This is a genomic window from Rathayibacter tanaceti, from assembly GCF_009834165.1.
Lineage (GTDB): Bacteria > Actinomycetota > Actinomycetes > Actinomycetales > Microbacteriaceae > Rathayibacter > Rathayibacter tanaceti.
Map to the genome: position 1 here is coordinate 2,089,303 of NZ_CP047186.1, position 24,571 is coordinate 2,113,873.

Genomic DNA, 24,571 nt, shown 5'->3' on the forward strand with positions numbered 1-24,571 from the left:
GTGCGGGTCGTCGTGGTCGGCAGCGGGATCGCCGGCCTGGTCACCGCGCTGGTCGCCTCCCGTCGGCACGAGGTGCTGGTGGTCACCAAGGGCGCGCTCGCCGAGTCGTCCACCCGGGCCGCACAGGGCGGGATCGCCGCGGTCACCGCTTCGGCCGACTCCGTGGCGCTGCACGTCGAGGACACGCTGACCGCCGGAGCAGGGCTGGCCGTGCGCGACGCGGTCGAGGTGCTCTGCGCCGGCGGTCCCGCGGCGATCACCGCTCTGCAGGAGTGGGGGGTGTGCTTCGATCGCTCCGGCAGCGAGCTCGCGCGCGGGCTCGAGGGTGCCCACTCCCGTCCGCGGATCCTGCACGCCGGCGGCGATGCGACCGGCGCCGCTCTCGAGGCGGCGCTCGTGCACGCGGTGCGCGGCGCCTCCGTCGAGCTGCAGGAGGACACGGCGCTGATCGACCTGCTGCGGGAGGGAGCGGCGGTGACGGGTGTCGAGGTGCTGGGGGGCGGCGCGATCGAGCGGCTGCACGCCGACGCCGTGGTGCTCGCGACCGGCGGGGCGGGCCAGCTCTACCGGCACACCACCAACCCCTCGGTGGCGACCGGGGACGGGCTCGCCGCGGCGCTGCGCGCGGGAGCGGCCGCGGCCGACCTGGAGTTCTACCAGTTCCACCCCACCACGCTGGCCCTGCCCGGCGGGTTCCTGGTCTCGGAGGCGGTGCGCGGCGAGGGCGCGGTCCTCCGCGACGCCGCGGGCACGCGCTTCCTGCTCGACGTCCACCCCGATGCCGAGCTCGCCCCTCGCGACGTGGTGGCCCGCGCCATCGCCGAGCGGATGCGCGGGCAGGGCGGGCTCCCCGTGCACCTCGACGCCCGCGCGATCGACCCGGCGGTCCTGGCGCGGCGGTTCCCCACGATCTCGGCGGTCTGCCGGGCGAACGGGCTCTCGCTGAGCGGCGATCTGCTACCCGTCACTCCCGCCGCCCACTACTGGATGGGCGGGATCGCGACGGATCTCGACGGCAGGACGAGCCTCCCCGGGCTCTTCGCGGTCGGCGAGGTCGCCCGGACCGGCGTGCACGGTGCGAACCGGCTCGCCTCGAACAGCCTGCTCGAGGGCGTGGTCTTCGCCCGCCGTGTCGCGGCCGCCCTCGACTCCCTCCCGCCCCGCCCCGAGTCGGAGGCGGGACCCGCCGACCGGCTCGTGCCGATGAGGCTCGAGCGCGAAACGCTGCAGGAGGCGATGTGGTCCGGAGCCGGGCTCTCGCGCGATGCGGCCGGGCTGACGGACGCGCGCACGGCGCTCGCCGGCTCCGCCGTGCCGGCACCGCTCGATGTGCGGACTCTGGAGGACGCGAACCTGCTGACCTGCGCGCTCGCGCTGATCGACGCGGCGCTCGCGCGCACCGGATCTGTCGGCGCGCACCACCGCACCGATTCGCCCGACCACGTTGCGGCGCCCGCCGCCGAGCGCGGCAGAACCGATCCCCACTCCGCCCGGAGACCCGACACCAGGAGAGAGGCGGCCCTCCCGTGCTGACCAGCCAGAGCATCGACCGCGTCGTCGCCCTCGCCCTCGAGGAGGACGCACCCTGGGGCGACCTCACCACAGACACTCTGATCCCCGCCGACGCGACGGCGAGCGCCGCCCTCGTCGCCCGGGAGCCGGGCGTCTTCAGCGCGGGCGCGGTGCTCGAGGGCACCATGCGGCACGCCGACCCGCGCATCCGCTGCACGGTGCTGCTCAAGGACGGCGCGGCCTTCGAGGCCGGGGCGACGCTGGCGAGGATCGAGGGCCCGGCCGGAGGTGTGCTGCGCGGTGAGCGCGTGGCGCTCAACCTGGTGCAGCGGATGAGCGGCATCGCGACGCTCACCGCGCGCTACGTCGCCGCCGTCGAGGGCACCCGCGCCCGCATCGTCGACACCCGCAAGACCACTCCGGGCCTGCGCGCACTCGAGCGGTACGCCGTGCGCTGCGGAGGCGGCCGCAACCACCGCTTCTCGCTCTCGGACGCGATCCTCGCCAAGGACAACCATCTCGCGGTACTCGCTGAGCGCGGGATCGACCTGGCGTCCGCGCTGCGGGCGGCGCGCGCCTCCGTGCCGCACACCGCGCACATCGAGGTCGAGGTCGACCGCCTGGACCAGATCGAGCCGGCCCTCGCCGGGGGCGCGGACACGATCATGCTCGACAACTTCACGCCGGAGCTGCTGCGCCAGGGCGTCGCGCTCATCGGCGGGCGGGCGGTCGTGGAGGCGAGCGGCGGAGTCGACCTCTCGACGGTGCGTGCGATCGCCGAGGCCGGAGTGGATGTGATCTCGGTCGGCGCGCTGACGCACAGTGTCCGCTCGCTCGATCTCGGCCTCGACATCGCGGTCGCGTGATCTACCTCGACCACGCGGCGACCTCGCCGGTGCGCCGCGAGGTGCTGGAGGCGATGTGGCCCTTCCTAACCAGCGAGTACGGCAATCCCTCGAGCTCGCACGCGCTCGGCGGCACTGCGGCGCGGGCACTCGAGGAGGCGCGCAGCCGCGTCGCCCGGTTCCTCGGAGGGCGCGGCTCCGAGACGCTCTTCACGTCGGGCGGCACGGAGTCGATCAACGCCGCGGTGAAGGGGATCGCCCTGGGCGCCGCGCGCGGCCGACACCTGGTGCTCTCGGCGCTGGAGCACGAGGCGACGGTGGAGTCGGCCGAGCACCTGCGACGGCTGCACGGCTTCGAGATCTCGGTGGTGCCGGTCGACGGCGAGGGGCGGCTCGACCTCGACGCCCTCTCGGCGCTCGTGCGACCCGACACGACGCTGGTCTCGGTGCTCGCCGCGAGCAACGAGATCGGCACGGTGCAGGACGTCCCCGCGATCGCCTCCGTCTGCCGCTCGCAGGGCGTGCCGCTGCACGTGGACGCGGTGCAGGCCGCGGGCTGGCTGGATGTGGCGAGCTGGGGGGCCGACGCGGTCTCGATCTCGGGGCACAAGCTCGGTGCCCCCAAGGGGGTCGGGGCGCTTCTGCTGCGCAACCGACTGGCGTTCGAGCCGCTCGTGCACGGCGGGGGCCAGGAGCGGGGACGGCGCTCCGGCACCGAGAACGTCGCGTTCGCCGTGGCGCTCGGAGCGGCGGTCCGGCACCTCGATCCGGACCGGGCCGGCCGTGTCGGTGCCGTGCGGGACGCCTTCGCCGCGCGGGTCGCCGCTCTCGTGCCGCGGGCCGTGCCGCTCGGAGCAGCGGAGCACCGCCTCCCCTCGATCGCCGCCTTCGCGGTGCCCGGCCGCAGCGGCGAGTCGACCCTGCTGGCCCTGGAGGAGCGCGGTGTGGTCGTCTCGAGCGGCTCGGCGTGCGCCGCCGGGCGCGACGACCCCTCGCCGACGCTGCTGGCCCTCGGCCTCGCCCCGGAGGTGGCGCAGACAGCGGTGCGCTTCAGCTTCGGCGAGGGTGCGACGCCGGCGGAGGCGGAGCACGCGGCGAGCACGTTCGCGACCGTCCTCGACGGGCCGTGAGCCGCCGCGCCTGCGATCCGTCTCGATCGGATTCACGACGATCGGGAATGTCGGGGGTGCCTGGCACTGTTCTCCCGTCCGTACCCGTATCGGCCCCGCGACCCGGGTCGACGCCGCACCCAGCGCTGATCCGCACCCAGCGCTGATCCGCACCCAGCGCTGATCCGCGACCCCGCTGATCCGCACCAGGACGCTGTTCCGCCCTCACGACGCTGTTCCGCCCTCACGACGCTGTTCCCCCTCATGACCGGAGACCCACCTGTGACCGAGCCCGGCACCCTTTCCCCGACGCGCCCCGCCGCGCCCGCCGCCGCAGCGACCCTCGAGCCGCGCAGCCGCCTGGTGATCAGCCTCCTGCTGGTCTCGGCGTTCGTCGTGATCCTCAACGAAACGATCATGAGCGTCGCGCTGCCCGACCTCATGCGCGACTTCGGGGTCGAGGCCCACGTGGGCCAGTGGCTCTCGACCGCGTTCATGCTGACCATGGCGGTCGTCATCCCGATCACGGGCTACCTGATCCAGCGGCTGCACACCCGCACCCTCTTCGCCGCCGCGATGACGCTGTTCAGCATCGGCACGCTCTCGGCGGCGCTCGCGCCCACCTTCGCCGTGCTCCTGGCCGCACGCGTGGTGCAGGCCGGTGGAACGGCGATCATGATGCCGCTGCTGATGACGACCGTGATGACGCTGGTCCCGCCGGCGATCCGCGGCCGGATGATGGGCAACATCTCGATCGTCATCTCGGTCGCCCCCGCCGTCGGGCCGACCATCTCGGGTGTCATCCTCAACTTCCTCAGCTGGCGCTGGATGTTCTGGATCGTGCTGCCGATCGCCGTCGGCGCCCTACTGCTCGGACTGCGCAAGGTCGAGAACGTGACCGAGCCCCGGTCCATCCCCATCGACGCGCTCTCGGTCGTGCTCTCGGTCTTCGGCTTCGGCGGCCTGGTCTACGGGCTGAGCAGCCTCGGCGAGGGCGGCGAAGCGGTGGTGGCCCCGTGGGTCCCCTTCGTCGTCGCCGGCCTGGGCCTCGCGGGCTTCATCGGCCGCCAGCTGCTGCTGCAGCGCACCGATCGCGCGCTGCTCGACCTGCGCACCTTCACCTCGGCCAACTTCACGATCGTCATCGTCATGATGGCGGTCAGCATGTCGGCGCTGTTCGGCACGCTCATCCTGCTGCCGCTCTACACCCAGAACGTGCTCGGGCTCACGCCGCTCGAGACCGGGTTGCTGCTGCTGCCCGGCGGACTGCTGATGGGCCTCCTCGCGCCGTTCGTCGGGCGCGGCTACGACCGCTTCGGCCCGAGGGTGCTGCTCGTCCCCGGCTCGGTGGTCGTCGCCGGTGCGCTCTGGGGCTACACCCTGCTCGACGAGAGCTCGTCGCCGTGGTTCGTGCTCTCGCTGCACGTCATCCTCAGCCTCGGTCTGGCGTTCGTCTTCACTCCGCTGTTCACGGCCGGTCTGGGCTCGGTCAGGCCGGCGCTCTACTCGCACGGCAGCGCGATCATCGGCACGGTGCAGCAGCTCGGAGGCGCGGCGGGCACGGCCCTGTTCGTCACGGTCCTGTCGATCCAGTCGGCGGCGCTCGCCCGCGACGGTGCCGACCAGGTCGTCGCCGCGGCCGGTGGCATCCACTCCGCGTTTCTCTGGGGCGCGTCGATCGCCACGATCGCGATCGTCGCCGCCTTCCTGGTGCGCAAGCCCGCCGACTCCGACGCCGTGGCACCGATGGCGCACTGACCGCACCCGCTGTTCACCTCCACGTCACCACGGATCCCTACCGTGTCGCCCCGGCCGCCGCTCCCCCGATCTCGCGGCCGGGACGGAGACGACACGTGACCGAGACGGCCGGGCCGCAGGACGTGCTCGACGCGGCGGCGTCCAGCCCTCCTGCCCGCACCCTCGTCGACGTCCTCCGCGAGACCGCGGAGCGGCATCCGGAGGCCTCCGCGCTCGAGGATCCTGCGGGCGCGCTGAGCTATCGGGAGCTGCTGGCCCGCATCGTTCAGCTCTCGGCCGAGCTGACCGCGGCGGGCGTCCGTCGCGGTGACCGGGTCGGTGTGCGGATGCCGAGCGGTTCGCGGGAGCTGTACCTCGCGATCCTCGCCGTCCTCGCCGCAGGAGCGGCCTACGTCCCGGTCGACGCCGACGACCCCGAGGAGCGGGCGCGGCTCGTGTTCGGCGAGGCCTGCGTCCGCGGCGTGATCACCGGCTCCGGTCGCTTCGAGCGCAGCGATGCCCCGGCGCCCGCCTCGCGCCTGTCCACGGGAGCCGCTCCGCACCCGAGCACCGCTTCGATCCCGCTCGCCCAGCCGCCCTCGCTCGAGGACGACGCCTGGATCATCTTCACGTCCGGGTCGACCGGCACTCCGAAGGGCGTGGCCGTCAGCCACCGCTCGGCCGCCGCTCTCGTCGACGCGGAGGCGCGGCTGTTCCTCCAGCACGAGCCGCTCGGGCCGGGCGACCGAGTGCTGGCGGGCCTCTCCGTGGCGTTCGACGCCTCCTGCGAGGAGATGTGGCTCGCCTGGCGGCACGGCGCCTGCCTCGTGCCCGCGCCGCGCTCGCTCGTACGCAGCGGGATGGACCTCGGTCCATGGCTGACCACGCACGGCATCACCGTGGTCTCGACGGTGCCCACCCTCGCCGCGCTCTGGCCGGCGGAGTCGCTCGAGAGTGTCCGACTGCTGATCTTCGGCGGCGAGGCGTGTCCACCCGAGCTCGGCGAGCGACTGGCCGTCGAGGGGCGCGAGGTGTGGAACACCTACGGTCCGACCGAGGCGACCGTCGTCGCGTGTGCGGCTCCCCTCGGCGGCCCTGCGCCGGTGCGCATCGGCCTGCCGCTGGACGGCTGGCGGCTGGCCGTCGTCGACCGGGAGGGCCACCGCGTCGGCGAGGGCGAGGTCGGCGAGCTGGTCATCGGCGGCGTGGGCCTCGCCCGCTACCTCGATCCGGCGAAGGACGCCGAGAAGTACGCGGCCGCGCCGCTGCTGGGCTGGGAGCGCGCCTACCGCTCGGGCGATCTGGTGCGCTTCGAGAGCGCAGGCCTGGTGTTCCAGGGGCGCGCGGACGACCAGGTGAAGCTGGGCGGCCGGCGGATCGAGCTCGGCGAAGTGGAGGCGGCGCTGCAGGCGCTCCCCGGCGTCTCGGGAGCGGCGGCCGCCGTCCGCAGCACGAGCGCGGGCAACCAGGTCCTGGTCGGCTACCTCGCGTTGGCCGGCGGGCGCGAGCTCGACCGCGACGCCGCGCTCGCCCGCCTCCGCGAGGAGCTGCCCGCCGCTCTCGTGCCGCTGCTGGCCGTCGTCGACGAGCTCCCGACGCGCGTCTCGGGCAAGGTGGACCGTGCCGCTCTGCCGTGGCCGCTCGCCGAGAGCACCGCGGAGGAGGTCGACCTCGATCCCGGGACGGCGTGGCTGGCCGGGCTCTGGCGCGAGGTGCTCGGGGTGCCCGTGGACGAGCGGGCGAACTTCTTCGACCTCGGCGGCGGCTCCCTCGCGGCGGCCCAGCTCGTCGCGCGGATCCGCGAGCGCCACCCGGAGTTCACGGTCGCCGACGTCTACGCGCACCCGCGCCTGGCGGCGATGGCCGCCGAGACAGCGGGCAGGGCGACGGGCGACGCCGAGGACTCGGGGCATCGGATCCTCCCTGTGCCGCGGCGGATGCGGGTGCTGCAGACCCTCCTGGGCGCCCCGCTCCTGGCACTCGGCGGCGCCCGCTGGGTGACCGCGATCCTCACCGTCACGGCACTGCTCGACCTCACGCCCGGCTTCGGCTGGCTGCCGACCGTTCCCCTGGTCGCCCTGATCCCGGCCTTCGCGCTCTTCCTGACACCGTTCGGGCGGATGGGGCTGACCGTGCTCGCCGCCCGCTCGCTGCTGCGCGGCGTCCGGGCCGGCGACCACCCCCGCGGAGGGAGCGTGCACCTACGCCTCTGGCTGGCCGAGCAGATCGCCCTCCAACTCCGGGCGGTGAGCCTCGCGGGGGCGCCGTGGGTCGCCGCGTACGCCCGCGCGCTCGGCGCGAGGATCGCGGACGACGTGGATCTGCACTCGCTCCCGCCGCTGACCGGAATGCTCACGCTCGGGCGCGGAGCGGCGATCGAGCCCGAAGTCGACCTCTCGGGCTACTGGATCGACGGCGACGTGCTCCGTGTCGGGGCCGTCAGAGTCGGCGCAGGCAGCACCGTCGGGGCGCGCAGCACGCTGCTGCCCGGCACGCGGATTGGCAAGCACGCCCAGATCGAGCCGGGCTCCGCCGTCTTCGGGAGGGTCCCCGCCGGGCAGCGCTGGGGAGGCTCCCCCGCCCAGCGGCTCGGCCGAGCGAACGCGGGCTTCCCTGCGGAGCGACCGCCGCGGCGACCGGGCTGGGTCTGGGTCTACGCGGTCTCGGCCGTCGGCCTCGCCGGCGTGCCCGTCCTCGCCGCCGCCGCCGGACTCGCGGTCATCGCCGGGGCCGCACGCGGCTCCGCCGACCTCGGCGCCGCGATCGGCCCGGCCCTCGCCGCGCTGGTGCCCGCCGTGGCCGTCGCGGGCTTCGTGCTCGCACTGCTCATGATCGTGCTGGTGCGCCTCCTCGGCCGCGGCGTCGAACCGGGCGTCCACCCGGTGCGCGGGCGGATCGGCTGGAAGGTCTGGTCGACGGAGCGCCTACTCGATGCGGCCAGGACCCTGCTCTTCCCGCTCTACTCCGGTCTCTTCACCCCGGTCTGGCTGCGCCTGCTCGGCGCGAGGGTCGGCCGGGACGTCGAGGCGTCGACCGTGCTGCTGCTGCCCGCGATGACGACGATCCGCGACGGCGCCTTCCTCGCCGACGACACTCTCGTCGCCTCCTACGCGCTCGGCGGCGGCTGGATGCGGCTCGCGCGCGCCGAGATCGGCGAGCGCGCGTTCCTCGGCAACTCGGGGATGGCGGCTCCCGGGCACACGGTTCCCGCCGGCGGCCTCGTGGCGGTGCTCTCCTCGGCTCCGAAGAAGTCGAAGGCCGGATCGTCGTGGCTGGGCTCGCCGCCCGTGCGGCTGCGGCGCACGGTGGTCGAAGCGGAGTCGACGCGCACCTTCCGTCCCGCTCGTCGACTCCGCGTCGCCCGCCTCGCGTGGGAGCTCGCCCGCTTTGTCCCCGTGGTCGTCTCGACGGCGATCGGGCTGGGCGTCGTCGTCGGTCTGCTCACGCTGATCCAGGCCGTAGGCGCGGTCGCGGCCGCGCTGCTCGGCGGTGTCGTGCTGCTCGCCGCCGGTGCCGTCGCCGCGGCCGTGTCGACCGCCGCCAAGTGGCTGCTCCTCCAGCGGGTGCGCCCGAGCGAGCAGCCGCTGTGGTCCTCCTTCGTCTGGAGGAGCGAACTGGCCGACACCTTCACCGAGATGGTCGCGGCTCCGTGGTTCGCGCACGCCGCCGCCGGAACCCCGGCGCTGGTGTGGTGGTTGCGCAGCCTGGGCGCCCGGATCGGGAGAGGTGTCTGGTGCGAGAGCTACTGGCTCCCCGAGGCTGACCTGATCGCGCTCGGCGACGGCGCGACGGTGAACCGGGGCTGCGTCGTGCAGACCCACCTGTTCCATGATCGAATCATGAGCATGGATCTCGTGAGCCTCGACCCCGGTGCGACCCTCGGGCCGCACAGCGTGATCCTGCCGGCCGCGCGGATCGCCGCGCACGGCACGGTCGGTCCCGCCTCCCTCGTCATGCGCGGTGAGCTCGTGCCGGCCGGCAGCCGCTGGAGCGGCAATCCGATCGGTCCCTGGCGCGAGGTCCGCGTCGCCGACTACCACGCGCCCGTCGCGTGAGCCCCGCGCAGACCGGGCTCGAGACGGCCGGCGATCCGTACGTCCCGGGGATCGGCAACACGGGGTACCGCGTCGAGTCGTACGACCTCGACCTCGACTACCGTGTCGCATCCAATCGGCTGATCGGCCGGGCCGTCCTGCGGATCGTCGCGCTGCACCCCCTGCGCCGCTTCTCGCTCGACCTCTCGCGCCTGCGCGTGGGACGGGTGCGGGTCGACGGCCAGCGCGCCCGGCACGAGCAGACCACCCACAAGCTGCGGGTGACACCGACCGCGCCGCTCGCGGCCGGCGCCACGGTGAGCGTGGAGATCGAGTACAGCGGGCATCCCGCTCCCCGCGCGAGCCACTGGGGCGAGCTGGGCTGGGAGGAGCTGGAGGACGGCGCGCTGGTCGCCTCGCAGCCCTCGGGATCCTCGACCTGGTTCCCGTGCAACGACGACGTCGCCGAGAAGGCCCCCTACCGCCTTCGGGTGAGCGCGGAGGAGGGCTACACCGTCCTCGCGAACGGCGTGCTGCTCGACTCGAGCGCTCGCTCCGGCCGGCGCACCTGGCTCTACGAGCAGCGCGAGCCGACCGCCGCCTACCTCGCCTCGGTGCAGATCGGCCGCTACGCGATCCAGGAGCGTCTGCTCGCGGGAGTCGCCGTGGCGCTCGCCCGCCCGTCGGCGCTCGCCCAGCGGGTCGACCGCGACTTCGCGCCGCTCGGCGCGATGCTGACGCTGTTCGTGCGTCTCTTCGGCCCCTACCCCTTCGCCCGCTACTGCGTCGTCGTCACCGCCGACGAGCTCGAGATCCCGCTCGAAGCGCAGGGCATGGCCGTCTTCGGCGCCAACCACGCCGACGGCCGCGGAGGATCCGAGCGCCTGATCGCGCACGAACTCGCCCACCAGTGGTTCGGCAACAGCGTCGGCATCGCGCGCTGGCGGCACATCTGGCTCAACGAGGGCTTCGCCTGCTACGCCGAGTGGCTGTGGTCGGAGGAGGCGGGCCGCGCCTCCGCGGACGCCTGCGCCCGCCGTCACCACGCCGTGCTGCGTGCGGCCCCGCAGGATCTGGTGCTCGGCGACCCCGGCCCGGTCGCTCTCTTCGACGACCGCGTGTACAAGCGCGGCGCCCTGACCCTGCACGCCCTGCGCCTCACGGTCGGCGACGAGGCGTTCTTCGCGCTGGTGCGCGCGTGGACGTCGCGGCACGCCTCCGCCGCCGTGACCGACGAGGAGTTCCGCGAACTCTGCGCCGAGCTGCTCGGCGACGGTGTCGACGACCTCCTCGACGCCTGGCTCCTCGACGAGGAGCTGCCGCCGCTACCGCCCGCCCGCTGAGACCAGCGAGTCGGCCAGCGCCTCGCCGTGCTCGCGACGCCAGCCGATGATGGGCCCGCCACCGGAACCCGCCATCGGTCCGAGCGCGACGCTCACGCGCAGGGACGGGTCGAGGTGCGGCTCGGCCAGCCGGAACCGCACGCCGTCGATCCGCGCCTCGGCCGCGAGCCGGGACTCGTGCACGTGCACGTGCCGCGGATCCAGCTCCAGACCGCGGCCGTCGGCCTTCAGCGCGGCCTCGACCCGGGTCCAGTGCAGGACCGGATCGGCGGGACGCGCCCCGCCGGTGGCGAACGGCGCTCCGGCCACCCGCGTGATCCGCTCGCCGCGCTCGGCCGGCCCGTCGACCGGTTCGACGTCGACTCCGACGACTCCCGCGCTGCTTGCGGCGACCACGACAGCACCAGCGCAGTGCGCGATGCTGACCGACAGCAGCGCCAGCGCCGCCTCCCGGCCCTCCAGCCGGGGCCGCCCGTGGGCGCCGCCGCAGCGCGCGCACCGGGCGACGACCCGCACACCGCCGGGTCGGGCGCCGGTCAGCTCAGCGGCGAGCATCCGCAGCAGCACCCGCCCGAAGACGAAGCGCTCGGCCGCCGATGCCGCGACCGTGCTCCGGTAGCGCTCACGCTCCTCGAGCGTCAGCAGCGGCAGCAGCCGCTCGGCGTCCAGGCTCTGCTCATCGAGGGCCAGCCAGCGCAGGTGCACGCCCGGCAGGTCGGCGCCGATCGTCTGCTCCTGCACGGCGTCGCTCCTCCGCTCAGCTCGCGGCGGCGTGCTCGCCGCGCTCGTACACGTCCGCGGCCGAACCGACGATCCGCGGATCCGGACCCGAAGGTCCGACGACCTCCTCGTCGCGCCCCTCGTAGTCGTAGAGGCTGAGCACGTAGCGCATGGCCTCGAGTCGGGCCCGCTTCTTGTCGTTGCTCTTCACGATGGTCCACGGAGCGGCCGAAGTGTCCGTCGCCGCCATCATCGCCTCCTTCGCCGCGGTGTAGTCGTCCCACTTGTCCAGCGACGCCAGATCCATCGGTGAGAGCTTCCACTGCCGCACCGGGTCGATCATGCGGATGGTGAAGCGCGTGCGCTGCTCCTCCGCCGACACCGAGAACCACAGCTTGACCAGGTCGATGCCGTCGCCGACCAGCATCCGTTCGAACAGCGGGGTCTGCCGGATGAACTCGTCGTACTGAGCGGGCGTGCAGAAGCCCATCACCCGCTCCACTCCCGCCCGGTTGTACCAGGAGCGGTCGAAGAGGACGATCTCGCCGGCGGCCGGCAGGTGCGAGACGTAGCGCTGGAAGTACCACTGCCCCGACTCGCGCTCGGTGGGCTTCTCGAGCGCGACCACGCGGGCGCCGCGCGGATTGAGGTGCTCGGTGAAGCGCTTGATCGTGCCGCCCTTGCCTGCCGCGTCGCGACCCTCGAAGACGACGACCAAGCGGCGGCCGTGCTTCTTGATCCAGTTCTGCAGCTTCAGCAGCTCGATCTGCAGGAGGCGCTTGCCCGCCTCGTACTCCTCGCGCGACATCCGCTGGTCGTAGGGGTAGCCCTCGCGCCAGGTGTCGATCTGCGTGCCGTCGCGACGCAGCAGCACGGGATCGTCGTCGTCCTCGTCGAGCACGACGAGCTCCCGCGCGTCATCGGGCGTGAGCGTGCGGAGCAGCTCGGGCATGGGGCGGAGGGCGTCGTGGGCGGTGTCGGGCACAGAGGGACGCTAGTGCGCCCGTGCGACGCGTCGGTGAACGAGCGGTGACGCCGCAGCGTGCACATGCCTACACAACGAAGGCTGAGAGCGGCCGAGAGACCGTGTGGCGGCTCCTCGAGCGGCACAGCCTTCGTTGTGCAGACCTCAGCCGATGAAGGCGGCGGGAGGCAGGTCGGGCTCTGCGTCCACGATCGCCGTCAGCAGCCGGTCGACGACCGCCTGAGGCACGAGTCCCGCGCCGAAGCGCGGCGCTTCGCCGGCGAGCGGGTGCCGCGAGAGCTCGGTCTCGGTGTGGCCGGGCCGCGCGTCGAGCAGCAGGACGCCCGCGCGCCGATACTCCTTCGCCGAGGCCTTCACGAAGGCGTGCAGCGCGGCCTTCGACGCGGAGTACGCGGCGAGCCCCGCGGTCGGCGCCTCGGCCACGACTCCGCTGATCGTCAGCGCGAACGGCTGCCGGCCCGCGCTCGCCGAGGCCGCGAGCGCCGGCAGGGCTGCGGTCACCAGCCGGATCGGCGCGAGCGCGTTGACCTCGACCAGCTCCTCGAGCACGGCCGGATCCAGCTCGGCCGACGGTCCGAACGCGACCACGCCGGCGGCGACCACCACGCCGTCCAGCCGCCCGTGCCGCTCCAGCACCTCGGCGACGAGGCGGCGCGGAGCGTCCTCCCCGCGCAGATCGGCGACGAGAGGCGCCGGGCCGAGAACGGAGGCGTCGCGGCCCGCGCGCACAGCGGTCGCGCCCTGCGCCTCCAGCGAGTCCGCGAGGAGACGGCCGAGGCCGCCTGACGCTCCGAGGACGAGGACGACGGCACCGTCGAGTCGAGTCATGGGGCGAGCCTAGACAGATCCGGCCGCGAGGGCCGCCACCGTCGAGCCCCGACTCGCGGGTGCTGGTGCGGACGGTGAGCGGAGACGCGCGGGTCTCCCCGCCCCGATCCCGGCGCAGCCGTCAGCACCATCGGTCGGGATCGAGTCACCGACGCAGGTCCGACGCGGTCTCGTCAGCCTCGCGACGGAGGCGTTCGCTCCGACCGTCGGCGACCACGACGTCGCCCCTGGCGACACGGAGGTCGAAGGGACGGACCCGCGAGAGCAGTTCCGCCATGACTCCCTCCACTGCCTCGCGGCCGAGGTTCGAGATCACCCAGATATCCGAGTCGCCGTCGATCGAGACCCTCTTCGCCCTCGTCCTCGCGGGCAGATCAGGCTCCGATGAGACGAATCCCGGAAGAGCGACGGCCTCCCTCCCGAGTTCACTCGCGAGGATCCTCGCGACTTCCCGCAGCGCGCCGACCGCTGTGTACGGCCCCGCGTCGAACTCCGCCTGCCGTGTGCGGCTGAGCAGAAGATAGGTCCTGTACCGCGTCTTTCCCCGCAAACGGTCGTAGCGCCACTCGAGCTGACGCCCTCGATGCTGGACATTTCCCGCATTCTTGGTCTTCTCGATGTAGTCCTGCCCGAAGTGGGCGAGCATCTCGTCGTCGAGACGCCGGACTCGAGTGACCGGACCACCCGATTCCATCAGCGCTCGCACCTGCTCGCTGTCGACGTCCTCCAACGCCGATTCGAGCAGCTCGACCGTGTCGATCCCGCAGCAGCGCGCGAGTTCGATTCCGAATTCGATCCCTATTTGGCTGCCGTCGGTGTCGTCGGGGAACCGCGACTGCAGGAAGTCGGAGAGTGCATCCTTGTCCAGCGGAGTCGACAGGGTCTCCCCGTGCACGGCCTCCGGCTCGACTCGGACCTGGATGTGCGGCCTCTCACTGTCGATCGTCGGTCGCGCGAGAATCCGATCGATGGCCACGAACGTCTCATCGAGTGCGCGTCGCGCGTCGGACGCCGCGCCGAAGAGCTGGTCGATCGTCTCCTTGTCCTGCTTGCCGACCGCCTCGTACTGCGCGCCCTTGTAGCGTCTCGCGTGCTCGAATTCCGCCCACGCATGTCCTGCCACTGTGCGGATCTGGATCTCGAGGCCTCCGAACGTCGTGAAGTAGCGCTCGAGCTCTCCGCCGGAGACGACCCAGTCGGAGTCGTGGCCGTCGACTTCTCCGGAGACGACGATGTGCAGGCAGTCGTATCCGCGCAGGCGCGGCGGCTTCTCATCCCCGGGATTCCGATCCTCACCGGTCAGGACGGCGAATCGGGAGCGGATCAGCTCCCCCACGCGGTCTCTGTCCGTATTCGAGTACGTGATGATGCGGATCGCGACGATGTCCGTGATCTTCGCCATGGGATCCGTGTACTTCTTCAGCCGCTGCTTCCGCTGGAAGGACGCTATCGATTTCGCTCGCGCCGACACGGCGTGCGGCTGGATGCTCGACTCCGCGAGCAAGCGGCGGACATAGCTCTCGACCTCCTCCGCCGCGCGGGGAAGCCAGTCCCAGTTCGTGTAGTCCACATCGTCGATACTGCTCATCCCGCTCCCCTGTGCTGTCTGTTCCTCAATTCCCCCGCGTTTCACGGTACAGGCCCTTTCGCGGTAGAGGCCGTTTCACGGTAACCGAGCGCGATCTCCGGAGACTGCGCGCCGAGGGAGACGTCGACGCCGCAGGTGCGTCCGTCGAACGAGACGTCCGACGAGGTGTAGCCGATGCCGGTGATCACGTCGCGGACGACGGTCGGGATCTCCACGTAGCCGGAGGTCGTCACCTCCCCGGCGACGTGGACGAGACCGGTCGTCATCATCGTCTCCACGGCGACGCACGCGTGCGGATCGAGGGCGAGGACGGCGTCGAGGATCCGATCCGAGATCTGGTCGCAGATCGTGTCGGGGTGCCCCTCCGTCACCGATTCGGAGGTGAAGAGGCGGAGTGTCGTCGGGGTGTCGGACATGCTGTCTTGTGAAGGCGGGGCGGGGAAGCGAGGGGTGCGATCGGAGCGTCGGCTCCCGTCGCGGGGCGGGTCAGACGAGCTCGTCGAGCCGGGTCAGGCGCGGGGAGAGGCCTGCGGCGCGAGCGAGCTGCTCGGCGTGGGACCGCGCGGCCTCGAGCGCGGAGGCCGCGGTGGACGCCTCCGCTCTGACCTGGAGTACACGGTCGCCCGAGGAGCGCAGTGCGGGAGCAGAGTCGCGGCGCAGCCACACGACTGCGGTCGTGGTGGGCTCGGCGGAATCGTCGGGCATTCGGAAGGAGGAGGCCTCCTCCGCCGCGCCGAACCAGATCGCCTGCGCCGACCGCTGCACCGGCACGAGCCTGTCGAGCACTCGGTCGCCGAAGATCTGCTCGACCTGGAGCGCGTCCATATCGACGCCACGACCGTCCGCGACCATCAGGTAGATGTCGTCGCCGCCGACCCGAGCATGCGTCTCCAGCGGCACGGGGCCGCGCTCGGTCAGGACGAACTCGGTGTGCGAGGGGCCGTAGCGCAGCCCGAGTGTGCGGAGGAGCCGGCGGGTGCGCTCGGCGAACTCCGTCCGCACGGCGTCGGGGAGATCCGCCGGCAGCACGTGCCCCATCTCGACGAGTGTGCGCGGATCGGAGTACTTCCGTGTGACGGCGAGGACGACGTGCGTCCCGTCCTCCGAGAACGCCTCCACGCTGTACTGCGGGCCGTCGAGGAACTCCTCGACGAGCACGGCGGCCGACACCGCCAGCGCGCGCTCTCCCGCCGCCGACAGCCCGTCCTCGGAACGGAGGACGCTGACCCCCTGCGACCCCGTCGAATCGGACGGCTTCACCACGAGCGGGAACCCGATCGCCGCGGCGGCCGTGCGCAGTGACGCCTCGTCGTGGGCCATCGCGGACCGGACTGCGAGGTCGGGGTCACCCGCGAGGCGCCGCCGCATCGCGCCTTTGTCGCCGATGGCGGTGATGGTCGCCACCGAGTGGAAGACGAGTCCGGTGCGCTCCGCGAAGCGGGCGGCGAGGAGCGCCAGGTGGTCGACCAGGGCGACGACGTGGGTCGGCGTCGGGCCCCGTCGCGCGACCGCCTCGCTGAGCGCGTCCGGGTCGTGGGCGGCATCCGCGACCTCGATCACCGCGTCGACGGTGTCGACTCCGGTCGTGCGCCCGACCCGGCTCGCCTCCACCACCAGGGTCACGGTGCTGTGCGCGAAGCGCCGGTGGGCGCGCTCGGCGAAGTCGAAGGGCTCGCCGAAGACGACGAAGTGGGTCACGAGTCCGATTCCGCTCTGCTCGCCGGGGCCGTCGGGCCGTCGTGCTCGAAGAGCTCGGCGGCCAGCGCGGCCGCAGGCGCGACGATCTCCGAGAGCGACCCGCGCAGGGCGGTGAGCCTCTCGGCCAGCTCGCCCGTCGTGTCCGTGCCGAGCGCCAGCACGCCGTCGGCCAGCCGCGCACGGATCTCGGCAGCACCGTCGGCGCGTTGGATGTCGGCGTACACGTGCGGGTTCGCCTCCAGGATGCGGGCGGCGCAGGCCAGCACCGTCCGCGCCGGTGGGGGCGCAAGACGCCAGACCAGGGCGGGGTCGATCGAGGAGGAGGCGAGCACCGACGCGACCGCGAGGAGCGCCGCGTGCGGCAGCACCTGGGTGACCGCCATCAGGGCGTCGTGATCGGCCGGGTCGAGGAGCTCGACGAGAGCGCCGCTGCTCTGCAGCGCGTCGCGGAGGGGCAGGGCGGCCGTTTCGTCGGCATCCGCCGTGGTCACCAGAAGGACCCGCCGCCCCGCCGTGCTGAGCGTCGGCCGGAACATCGGGTTGCAGCCGACGAGTCGGCGTCGACGACGACGGCCGGCGGCCGTGTCGAAGAGCGGAGACTGCACGGAGGCGGTGGAGACGAGCAGAGCGTCGGAGCGCAGCAGGGGCTCGATCGAGTCGGCCACCTCGAGGACGACGTCCTCCGGCAGAGCGAGCGCCACCAGATCGGCCTCGGCCACGAGCCGGCGCAGTCGCGGATCCGAGCCGCGAGCGTCGGCGTCGAGCTCAGCACCGGCGGTGTCGACCGCGACCACCGACCAGCCAGCGTGCTGCAGCACCTCCCGGAGCCACGTGCCCACGATCCCGGCGCCACCGATCACGACCGCCGCGCTCATTCTCCTACTCCGACGCTCGCCGGCTGCCGCTGGAGCACCGGGGAGCGGCACACACCGTGGGCGGGGACGCTCGCCTTGACGAGGGTCTCCTCGAACTCGTCCTCGGGGTCGGAGAGCGCGGTGATCGCGCCGCCGACGCCGAACGTCGCCCGGTCGCCGGTCACCACGACCGTGCGGATCACTACGCTCAGGGTGATCGCCCCCGAGTGGTCGAACCACCCGAGCGCGCCGGAGTACGGCCCGCGCGCGGCGCCCTCAAGCCTGTCGATGATCTCCATCGTCCGCCGCTTGGGAGCGCCGGTCATCGAGCCGGGCGGGAAGCAGGAGCGGACGACGTCGACGGAACTCACACCCTCCGCCCGCACGCCGACGACGGTCGACACCAGCTGGTGGACCGAGGGGAAGGACTGGATCTCGAACGGCGAGGGAACAGTCACGGATCCGGGCTCGCAGACGGCGTTCAGATCGTGCCGGACGAGATCGACGATCATCAGGTTCTCGGCCCGGTCCTTCCTGCTCGACGCGAGTTCCTCGCGCAGCCGCTGGTCGGCGACCGGGTCCGGGCCGCGAGGGCGGGTGCCCTTGATCGGCCGCGTCACCACCGTTGCGTCGGCGCCGATGCGCAGGAAGGTCTCGGGAGACGAGCTGAGGATCGCCAGGCCGGGGAGCTCGAGGAAGGCACCGTAGGGCACCGGGCTCACCGAGCGCATCCGCTCATAGGCCTCGAGGGGGTCGGCGGGAGCCGGCGCCGTCGCCGAGTTGGTCAGGCAGACCTCGTAGGACTCGCCGTCGCGGATGAGCCGCTTCGCCTCCTCGATCTTGCTCACGTACGCGCGGTGGCCGTCGCGGAGGTTCACTGCGGCTTCCGGCACCGGGCCGGGCGTGTACTGCGCGTCCGGCTCCTCCACCGCGGCGATCGGAGCGGGCGGGTGCGGGACGGCTCCGCCCGTGGCGACGTCGTGACGCCAGGCGCGGCGGCTCCGGTGGTCGAAGACGAGGAAGGACGGCGCCCAGGCGAAGCCCGCGTCGGGCACCTCGGAGCGTCGGCTCGGACCTGCGCCGACCAGCTCCTTCAGCTCGTAGCCGAGGTAGCCGACGAAGCCCGACGTGAACGGCGTCGGCCCGTCGGCCTCGCGCACCGCGGACGCGGCGAGGAGCTGGTCCAGGAGCAGGAAGAGATCGCCCGTCACGGAGTCGGAGCCCAGCGGTCCGTGGAGCGAGAGCCGCCGCGTCGAGACCTCGTAGGCGAGCGTGACGTCGCGCCCGCCGATCCCCATGAGTGAGTAGCCGGCATCGGGGTGCTCGCTGTTCTCGGCGTCGAGCCAGAACCGTGCGCCTGCGGCCCTGGCCTGCCGGAAATGAGCGGAGAGATCGCGGGGCCAGTCGACCTCCGTGACGTGGACGACACCGCGCAGGACACCGCCGACCCGCTCGAAGGCAGCCGTCACAGAGTCGGCGCCCGCCCGACCCCCGGCGAGATCGAGGAAATTGCTCAGCAGGGCCCGGCCGCCGTCGGTGTCGATCGACTCCGGATGGAACTGCACGCCCCAGATCGGGAGCGTGCGATGGCGGAGGGCCATCACCAGACCGTCCGCGGAGCGAGCGGTCACCTCGATCTCCGGCGGCAGGTCTGTGGCGACCAGCGAGTGGTAGCGGACGACGCGGAGCGGCGCGGGGAGCCCGGTGAAGAGCCCCGTTCCGTTGTGGGAGATCTCCTCGATCATCCCGTGCACGGGCTCGGGGGCGTGGACGACGCTGCCGCCGAACGCCACGGCGATCCCCTGGTGCCCGAGGCAGACACCCAGGATCGGAAGCGGATGACGCTCGATCACCTCCCGGCAGACACCGAAGTCCTCCGGCACGGACGGATGGCCCGGGCCGGGCGAGATCACGACGGAGTCGACCTCGCCCAGGGGGAGATCCTCGTAGCGCGTCCGGTTGTCCACGACGATCGGACGTTCGCCCGTGATCTCGTGCAGGTATTGGACGATGTTGTTCGTGAACGAGTCGAAGTTGTCGATCACCAGCACCCGGCTCATGCCTCACCCCGCTCCCCCGACGCCATTCGAGCGTCCTCCGCCGCACACGTCGCGTCGATCACCAGGCGGAAGACCCCGCCGAGATACTCCGGATCGAGCCCCTCACCGACCGCCCGCGCCCTGGCGCGCTCGATGACGAGGGAGACCCTCCCCGGCTGCATCATGGGGATCCGGTGCTGCGCTTTCAGGTCGGCGATGGTCAGGCACACGCCCATCCTCTCGACGAGGAGGTCGAGGAGCTGCCGATCGAGCTCGTCGAGGCGGGCGCGGTCGGGTGCGAGGATCTGGCTGGCACTCTGGGTCATCGGTCTGTTCCTCCTCGGAAGAAAAAGGGCTGTTTGCCGCGCCGATCGTGCGCGGGCGAGCGGTCGCGGTCGATCCGGATCCCGGCGAATCCCCGCGTCCGGAGGACCTTGGCGAGCGTCGGCTCGGCCAGGAAGGACGGGGCGAGCGTCGAGTCCTCGACTCCGGCGGCGCCGGGTCCGCAGAGCACGAGGCCGAACCGCTGCCCGTCGTCCTCCACGACGAGCTGCACGTCGGAGGACGCCACCGGGAGTGCGCCGCGGACCATGGCCTCGGTCACGAGAGTGCCGCGGATGTTCGTCGAGGTCCCTTCGCGAGAGCCGAGCCGGAGCACCATCGACGGCGAGCCGCACCGGCACCGGCGGCCGAGCTGCGTGCCCTCGTCCCCGACCAGGTACCTGACAAGCGCGAGTCCGCTGTCGACCAGAGGCGTCACGGCCACCGTCCCCAGCACTCCCTCAGGCACCGGCCGCCCGTCCGGGCCGAGGATCTGCACGTGCACGAGGTCTTCGTGGAGGTGGTGGTCCGGGCCGCTGAGGTGCTCGCACTGGAATCCGATCGGCCCGGTCTCGGTCGTGCTCAGCGCGAAGGAGCGCAGCTCCACGCCGCTCGCGGCCAGCGCGCTCCGAAGGTCCCGCCGCGGGCGATCTCCCAGGTAGTAGGCGACTCGGATCGAGTCGAAAGCCTCGGGACGTCGGGCGTGGAGCAGTCCGATCTGGCCGGGAACGGCCACGATCGCGTCCACTCGCTCGCCCGCCATCACGTCGGCGAGCGCATCGGGATCCATCGCGCTTCCCGCCGGCAGCACCGCCGCGCCTCGGCGGGCCAGGGCGTCCTCGGCGAAGCCGAATCCGCCGAAGAGGTCGCCGGGAGCGAGCGCGTTGACGACCAGGGGATTGCGGGGAAGGCCGCCCATCCCGATGCCTCGGGCGCCGAGGAAGCCCACCTGGTCGTTGAAGCCGGCGGAGTGGCGGACCGTGCGGATCGACCCGGAGGATCCGCTCGAGCGCAGAACGATGCGGACGTCTCCTGTCGTGATGCTGTTGGGCGCGACCGCGTCTGCACCCCAGGCAGCGAGCCGGGCCCGGTCGAGGACCTCGATCTCGTCGATCCGATCGGGACGGAGGGCGTCGACCACCCGGGTGTACGCGGTGCAGGTCTCCGACGCCGCGATCGCGTCGCGCATGGCGGCGAAGGACCGGTCCTGCGCGGCGTCCAGAGCAGACTGCTCGGTGGGCAGCGGTTCGAGACGCATTCAGCGCACCTCGATCCGGATCATCGCGGCGGCCCGCGCAGCGAGGTCCTCGGCGGCCTGGGCGGATGCTGCCGCGGCGACGACCTCTCCGACCCGCCACCAGCTGGCGTCGGCGTCCTGAACCTGATCGCCCGGCTCGACCGCGACCATGACCTCACGGACCCCGGCGAGCGCGCGGGCCGCCTCCACTCCCGAGATGGAGACCACCGTGCCCGTCCGCGCTTCCAGGAAGCGCTTGCTGATCGCGACGGCCGTGGGCGGCTCCGACGGTGGGACCGGCCGGCCGGTCGCGAGGGCGATGAGCTCCCTCTCTGCGTCGCGTCCGGTCACCGCGGCGACCAGGGCCGGGATGCCGTCTCCGCCGGTGCGGGCGTGCGATTCGACGACGACGACTCCGTCCGCACCCAGGATCACCTCGGTGTGCGCCGGGCCCGCGCGGAAGCCGATCCGATCGAGGAGCTCTCGGACCGCGTCCATGACCCGGCGGGCCCCCTCACCGGAGAGTCGGGCGGGGACGGTGTGCGCGACTTCCACCCGGTGCTCGTTGGTCGTCTTCTCGACGATCGCCAGGAACTCGTGCCGCCCGTCCGTGCTGACGCTCTCCACACTGAACTCGGGACCGTCCACGTACCGCTCGATCATGAACCCGAACACCGGGAGGACGGCGCTGTACCGGTGCCCCTCCTCGAGCAGGGACCGGACCTGCGCCCACACGGCGTCGAGTTCGCGAGCCTCCCGGACAGGGAACACTCCGAGACTCGCCGAGCCGCTCGTCGGCTTCACGATCAACGGCAGCCCGTGCTCGCGCACGAAGGAGGTCAGGTCGGCACGCGAGGACAGCACCGCCCACGGGAGCGCGAGGCGCGAGCCGGCGAGCGCGCGACGCAGCGCGGCCTTGTCGCGCAGCAGCGCTCCGACACCGCTGCTCGGCAGGCCCAGCGTGTCGGCGATCGCTTGGGCCGCTGCTATCGCGGGCTCGTGGTTCGTCACGACCCCCGAGAAACGGTGCTCGGCATGGAGCTGCTCGGCGAGCCGCACCAGGGCGGGGACGTCGGTGAGCGTGTGGCGCAGGGAGCGCACACAGAGCGCAGCGCTCGCCGGAGCAGCCATGGTCGGATCCTCGATGTGCACGACGGCGAGGCCGGCGTCGCGCACCTTCCAGAGCGTGCGCGCGCTGGCGCTGATCACGAGCACGCTCTCCGCTGGCGCGCTCACGTGAGGTTCTCCCTGGCGATCGGCGAGCGGAGGGCGCGCGTGACGATGGGGCCGACCGATGCCGCAGCGAGGAGCAGGGCGAGGCCCAGCAGCGTCCAGCCCAGGACCCCGTGCCCCAGCACGATCCAGGTCACCACCAGCGGGCCGAGCGCCTCCGCGAGCGTGCCGCCCATACCGAAGAAGCCCTGGTACTGGCCGTACCGCTGATCGGGGACCAGCCGGAAGCTGATCTCCGTCATGCTCGAGGTCTGGATCATCTCGCCGAAGGTCAGGACCACGGCCGCGCCGACGAGCACCGCGATCGCCGGCTCCGGGCTCGTCGGCAGGCTCGCTGCGCCGAACAGCGCCATCGCGGCGAGCAGCAGCAGTCCCGCCCATCGCAGCCGCCGGACTCCGACGAGGACGCCGGTCACCTCGCGCGCGACCCGGTACTGCAGCAGCACGACGAGTGCGGTGTTGATCACGAAGACGAGCGCCACCGACCATGTGGGCGCCTGGGTGTCGCGCACGATCCAGAGGGGGAGAGCGACGTCGATCAGCGTGATGTGCAGCGAGAGCACACCGTTCGCGATGCCGAGACCCACGTACGGGCCGTCCCGGAAGACTCCGAGCATGCTCCGCAGCGACCCGCCGCGCCCGCCCTCCTCGCGCTCCGGCGCCGGTCCCGTCCTCGTTGCGAGCACCAGCCCGGCCGACACCACAAAGGTCACGGCGTCGATGAGGAAGACCGCCCGGAAGACCGCCTCGTCCGCACTCTCCAGGGCGATGCCGCCGACGACCGCCCCGAGCGCGAGACCCGAGTTGCTCGTAGCGGTCAGAACGGCACGTACGCGGGTCACGATCTCCGGACGGAAGGTCCGTCCGATGACCGCCGCTCGTGCCGACTGAGTGCCCTGAGTGCAGACCGCGAGCACGACCGAGGCGACGGCGAAGACCACGATGCTCGGAACGACGACGAACGCCGCGACCGAGGCTCCGCAGGCGAGCAGCATCACCGCCGCCACGATCCGAGGGTCGGAGCGGTCCGCGAGATGACCCGCGGGCACACTGAGCGCCATCGCGACGAGCCACGACGCGGTCAGGACGGCGCCGTAGACCACCGGGGAGACGTCGAGGATCTGGGTGAAGAAGAGCGCGGCGCAGACGTAGAAGATGCCGTCACCGAGGTAGGTGACGAAGTACGAGGCCGAGAAGACCACCAGCCGGCGGTCGCGGAGGGTCGCCACCCGAGTATCCGTCGCGGTCATCGCGCACGCTCCCCCGACCCCGATGAGGCCGTCGTTCCGTCGCTCGCGACCGCCGCGGCGGCGCGGTCGATCTGCTCGGGAGTGTGCAGCGCCGAGATCGCGAAGCGCAGCAGCGCAGAGCCCTGTTCCACCGTCGGGTAGAAGGCGGGGAGCATGATGATCCCCTCGGCGCGGAGGCGTCGCGCGGCCGCAAGCCCCTCCGCCTCGCGCGCGAAGCGGACGCCGCGGACAGGAGAGCGCAGTCCCTCGTTGAGGACCCGCCCGCTGAGAGCGTCGTCGAATCGCGCGATGTTCGACCACAGCCGCTCCTGCAGGGGTACGACCTCGCCCGAGAGGTGCATCTCGGCGGCCGCCACGTCGGCCGCCAGCATCGGGAGCATGATCGAGTGGCCGAACACCAGCGGATTGGCCGATGTGCGCAGAGCCCGGACGTCGTCATCGCCCGCGACCACGGCGAATCCGCCGGAGCCTCCGAACGCCTTCGACAGGGAGCCGGCGAGGACGACATTGTCGGGGAGCCGGCCGCCGAACGCGGTGAACGCCCAGCCGGCTCCGGCCGGTCCGTCGATGGAGATGCCGTGCGCGTCGTCGACGTACAGGTATCCCCCGGCCGCCGCGAGCCGGTCCGCCAGCTCCACGACCGGCACGAGCCCGCTCATCGAGCCGACTCCGTCGACGAGGAGGATCGGCGTGCCGCCCGCGCGACGGACAGCGGCGAGGCGCTCCTCGACCGCGAGCGTCTCGGCGACGTCGACCCTCGTGGTCGGCCCCAGCTGGTCGAGGATGCCGCGCAGCACCTGCATCGACGCGTGCGCCGTGCGGTCCACGAGGAACTCGACCCGCCCCTCGACCGGGTAGCCGGGCAGGCCGTTCGCGCCGAGCACGGGCAGCACTCCCAGATGCACGCTACTGGTCGAGGTGAAGACGCAGACCGGCGCGCCCGCGTAGACCTCGCGGAGGAGCGCCTCGAGCTCGCCGAGGTACCGCGGCCGCATCCGGTTGCGCGACGACGAGAGGTGCAGTCCGAACTCGTCGAGGGCGCGGTGAGCCGCCTCGACGAGCCTCGGATGCGTCTCGAGTCCGAGGTAGGAGCAGGAGACGAACTCGATCGTCTCGCTGCCGTCCTCGAGCGTGACCCGCTTCCCGTCCCGGCCGACGACGACGTGCCCGGTCAGTCCCTCCTCGAAGGCCCGATCCAGGGCGTCCGACGCGCTCTCGAGCCGTCGGTGCATCCAACT

At 72.6% G+C, this 24,571-nt stretch carries 18 protein-coding genes and 1 pseudogene; 6 read left to right on the forward strand and 13 right to left on the reverse strand.

Annotation, left to right across the window (positions count from 1 at the left end):
* From nadB to GSU10_RS09845, 6 genes are all read left to right on the forward strand, one after another.
* On the forward strand, positions 1 to 1,533 hold the full coding sequence (gene nadB / locus GSU10_RS09820) for an L-aspartate oxidase (RefSeq protein WP_132504087.1): 1,533 nt from the start codon (positions 1 to 3) through the stop codon (positions 1,531 to 1,533).
* Positions 1,527 to 2,378, forward strand: coding sequence for a carboxylating nicotinate-nucleotide diphosphorylase (nadC, locus tag GSU10_RS09825; RefSeq protein WP_068212417.1), 852 nt, complete (start codon positions 1,527 to 1,529; stop codon positions 2,376 to 2,378). The genes nadB and nadC overlap by 7 nt, the downstream gene beginning before the upstream one ends.
* Complete coding sequence (locus tag GSU10_RS09830; protein WP_132504085.1) at positions 2,375 to 3,487, forward strand: cysteine desulfurase family protein; 1,113 nt, start codon at positions 2,375 to 2,377, stop codon at positions 3,485 to 3,487. Before nadC ends, GSU10_RS09830 begins: the two co-directional genes overlap by 4 nt.
* Positions 3,488 to 3,730: 243 nt before the next feature.
* A complete protein-coding gene (locus tag GSU10_RS09835) occupies positions 3,731 to 5,224 on the forward strand; it encodes a DHA2 family efflux MFS transporter permease subunit (RefSeq protein WP_068213400.1) in 1,494 nt (497 codons plus the stop codon).
* Positions 5,225 to 5,319: 95 nt separating this feature from the next.
* Entirely contained in the window at positions 5,320 to 9,258 is a 3,939-nt protein-coding gene (locus GSU10_RS09840; RefSeq protein WP_241972873.1) for a Pls/PosA family non-ribosomal peptide synthetase, read from the forward strand.
* Positions 9,255 to 10,580, forward strand: coding sequence for a M1 family metallopeptidase (locus GSU10_RS09845; RefSeq protein WP_132504083.1), 1,326 nt, complete (start codon positions 9,255 to 9,257; stop codon positions 10,578 to 10,580). Before GSU10_RS09840 ends, GSU10_RS09845 begins: the two co-directional genes overlap by 4 nt.
* Here the strand turns inward: GSU10_RS09845 and GSU10_RS09850 are convergent.
* From GSU10_RS09850 to GSU10_RS09910, 13 genes and pseudogenes are all read right to left on the reverse strand, one after another.
* Positions 10,563 to 11,321 (reverse strand): 4'-phosphopantetheinyl transferase family protein, encoded by a 759-nt coding sequence (locus tag GSU10_RS09850; protein ID WP_132504081.1) that lies wholly within the window; start codon positions 11,319 to 11,321, stop codon positions 10,563 to 10,565. The genes GSU10_RS09845 and GSU10_RS09850 overlap by 18 nt on opposite strands.
* Before the next feature lie 16 nt (positions 11,322 to 11,337).
* On the reverse strand, positions 11,338 to 12,252 hold the full coding sequence (ppk2, locus tag GSU10_RS09855) for a polyphosphate kinase 2 (protein ID WP_068213659.1): 915 nt from the start codon (positions 12,250 to 12,252) through the stop codon (positions 11,338 to 11,340).
* Between the two features lie 177 nt (positions 12,253 to 12,429).
* Positions 12,430 to 13,113 (reverse strand): SDR family NAD(P)-dependent oxidoreductase, encoded by a 684-nt coding sequence (locus GSU10_RS09860; protein WP_132504079.1) that lies wholly within the window; start codon positions 13,111 to 13,113, stop codon positions 12,430 to 12,432.
* Between the two features lie 145 nt (positions 13,114 to 13,258).
* Positions 13,259 to 14,701 carry a GTP pyrophosphokinase gene (locus GSU10_RS09865; RefSeq protein ID WP_068207156.1) on the reverse strand — a complete coding sequence of 481 codons (1,443 nt, stop codon included), beginning with the start codon at positions 14,699 to 14,701 and terminating at the stop codon, positions 13,259 to 13,261.
* A gap of 53 nt (positions 14,702 to 14,754) precedes the next feature.
* Positions 14,755 to 15,117: pseudogene (locus GSU10_RS09870) on the reverse strand (S-adenosylmethionine synthetase N-terminal domain-containing protein); the annotation flags it as partial.
* A gap of 70 nt (positions 15,118 to 15,187) precedes the next feature.
* On the reverse strand, positions 15,188 to 16,399 hold the full coding sequence (locus tag GSU10_RS09875; RefSeq protein ID WP_068207162.1) for an ATP-grasp domain-containing protein: 1,212 nt from the start codon (positions 16,397 to 16,399) through the stop codon (positions 15,188 to 15,190).
* Positions 16,396 to 17,274, reverse strand: a complete 879-nt coding sequence (locus tag GSU10_RS09880; RefSeq protein ID WP_132504077.1) for a prephenate dehydrogenase/arogenate dehydrogenase family protein — start codon at positions 17,272 to 17,274, stop codon at positions 16,396 to 16,398. The genes GSU10_RS09875 and GSU10_RS09880 overlap by 4 nt, the downstream gene beginning before the upstream one ends.
* The gene (gene pabB / locus GSU10_RS09885; RefSeq protein ID WP_068207170.1) at positions 17,271 to 19,313 is read right to left on the reverse strand and encodes an aminodeoxychorismate synthase component I; all 2,043 of its coding nucleotides are present in this window, start codon (positions 19,311 to 19,313) and stop codon (positions 17,271 to 17,273) included. Before pabB ends, GSU10_RS09880 begins: the two co-directional genes overlap by 4 nt.
* Complete coding sequence (locus GSU10_RS09890) at positions 19,310 to 19,618, reverse strand: chorismate mutase (protein ID WP_068207172.1); 309 nt, start codon at positions 19,616 to 19,618, stop codon at positions 19,310 to 19,312. Before GSU10_RS09890 ends, pabB begins: the two co-directional genes overlap by 4 nt.
* Positions 19,615 to 20,871 carry a phenylacetate--CoA ligase family protein gene (locus tag GSU10_RS09895; RefSeq protein WP_068207175.1) on the reverse strand — a complete coding sequence of 419 codons (1,257 nt, stop codon included), beginning with the start codon at positions 20,869 to 20,871 and terminating at the stop codon, positions 19,615 to 19,617. Before GSU10_RS09895 ends, GSU10_RS09890 begins: the two co-directional genes overlap by 4 nt.
* Positions 20,872 to 22,086, reverse strand: a complete 1,215-nt coding sequence (locus GSU10_RS09900) for an ATP-grasp domain-containing protein (protein WP_132504075.1) — start codon at positions 22,084 to 22,086, stop codon at positions 20,872 to 20,874.
* Complete coding sequence (locus GSU10_RS09905) at positions 22,083 to 23,333, reverse strand: MFS transporter (protein ID WP_068207180.1); 1,251 nt, start codon at positions 23,331 to 23,333, stop codon at positions 22,083 to 22,085. Before GSU10_RS09905 ends, GSU10_RS09900 begins: the two co-directional genes overlap by 4 nt.
* Positions 23,330 to 24,565: an aminotransferase class I/II-fold pyridoxal phosphate-dependent enzyme gene (locus GSU10_RS09910; RefSeq protein ID WP_199220807.1), complete on the reverse strand. Its 1,236-nt coding sequence runs from the start codon at positions 24,563 to 24,565 to the stop codon at positions 23,330 to 23,332. The genes GSU10_RS09905 and GSU10_RS09910 overlap by 4 nt, the downstream gene beginning before the upstream one ends.
* Between the last annotated feature and the right edge of the window lie 6 nt (positions 24,566 to 24,571).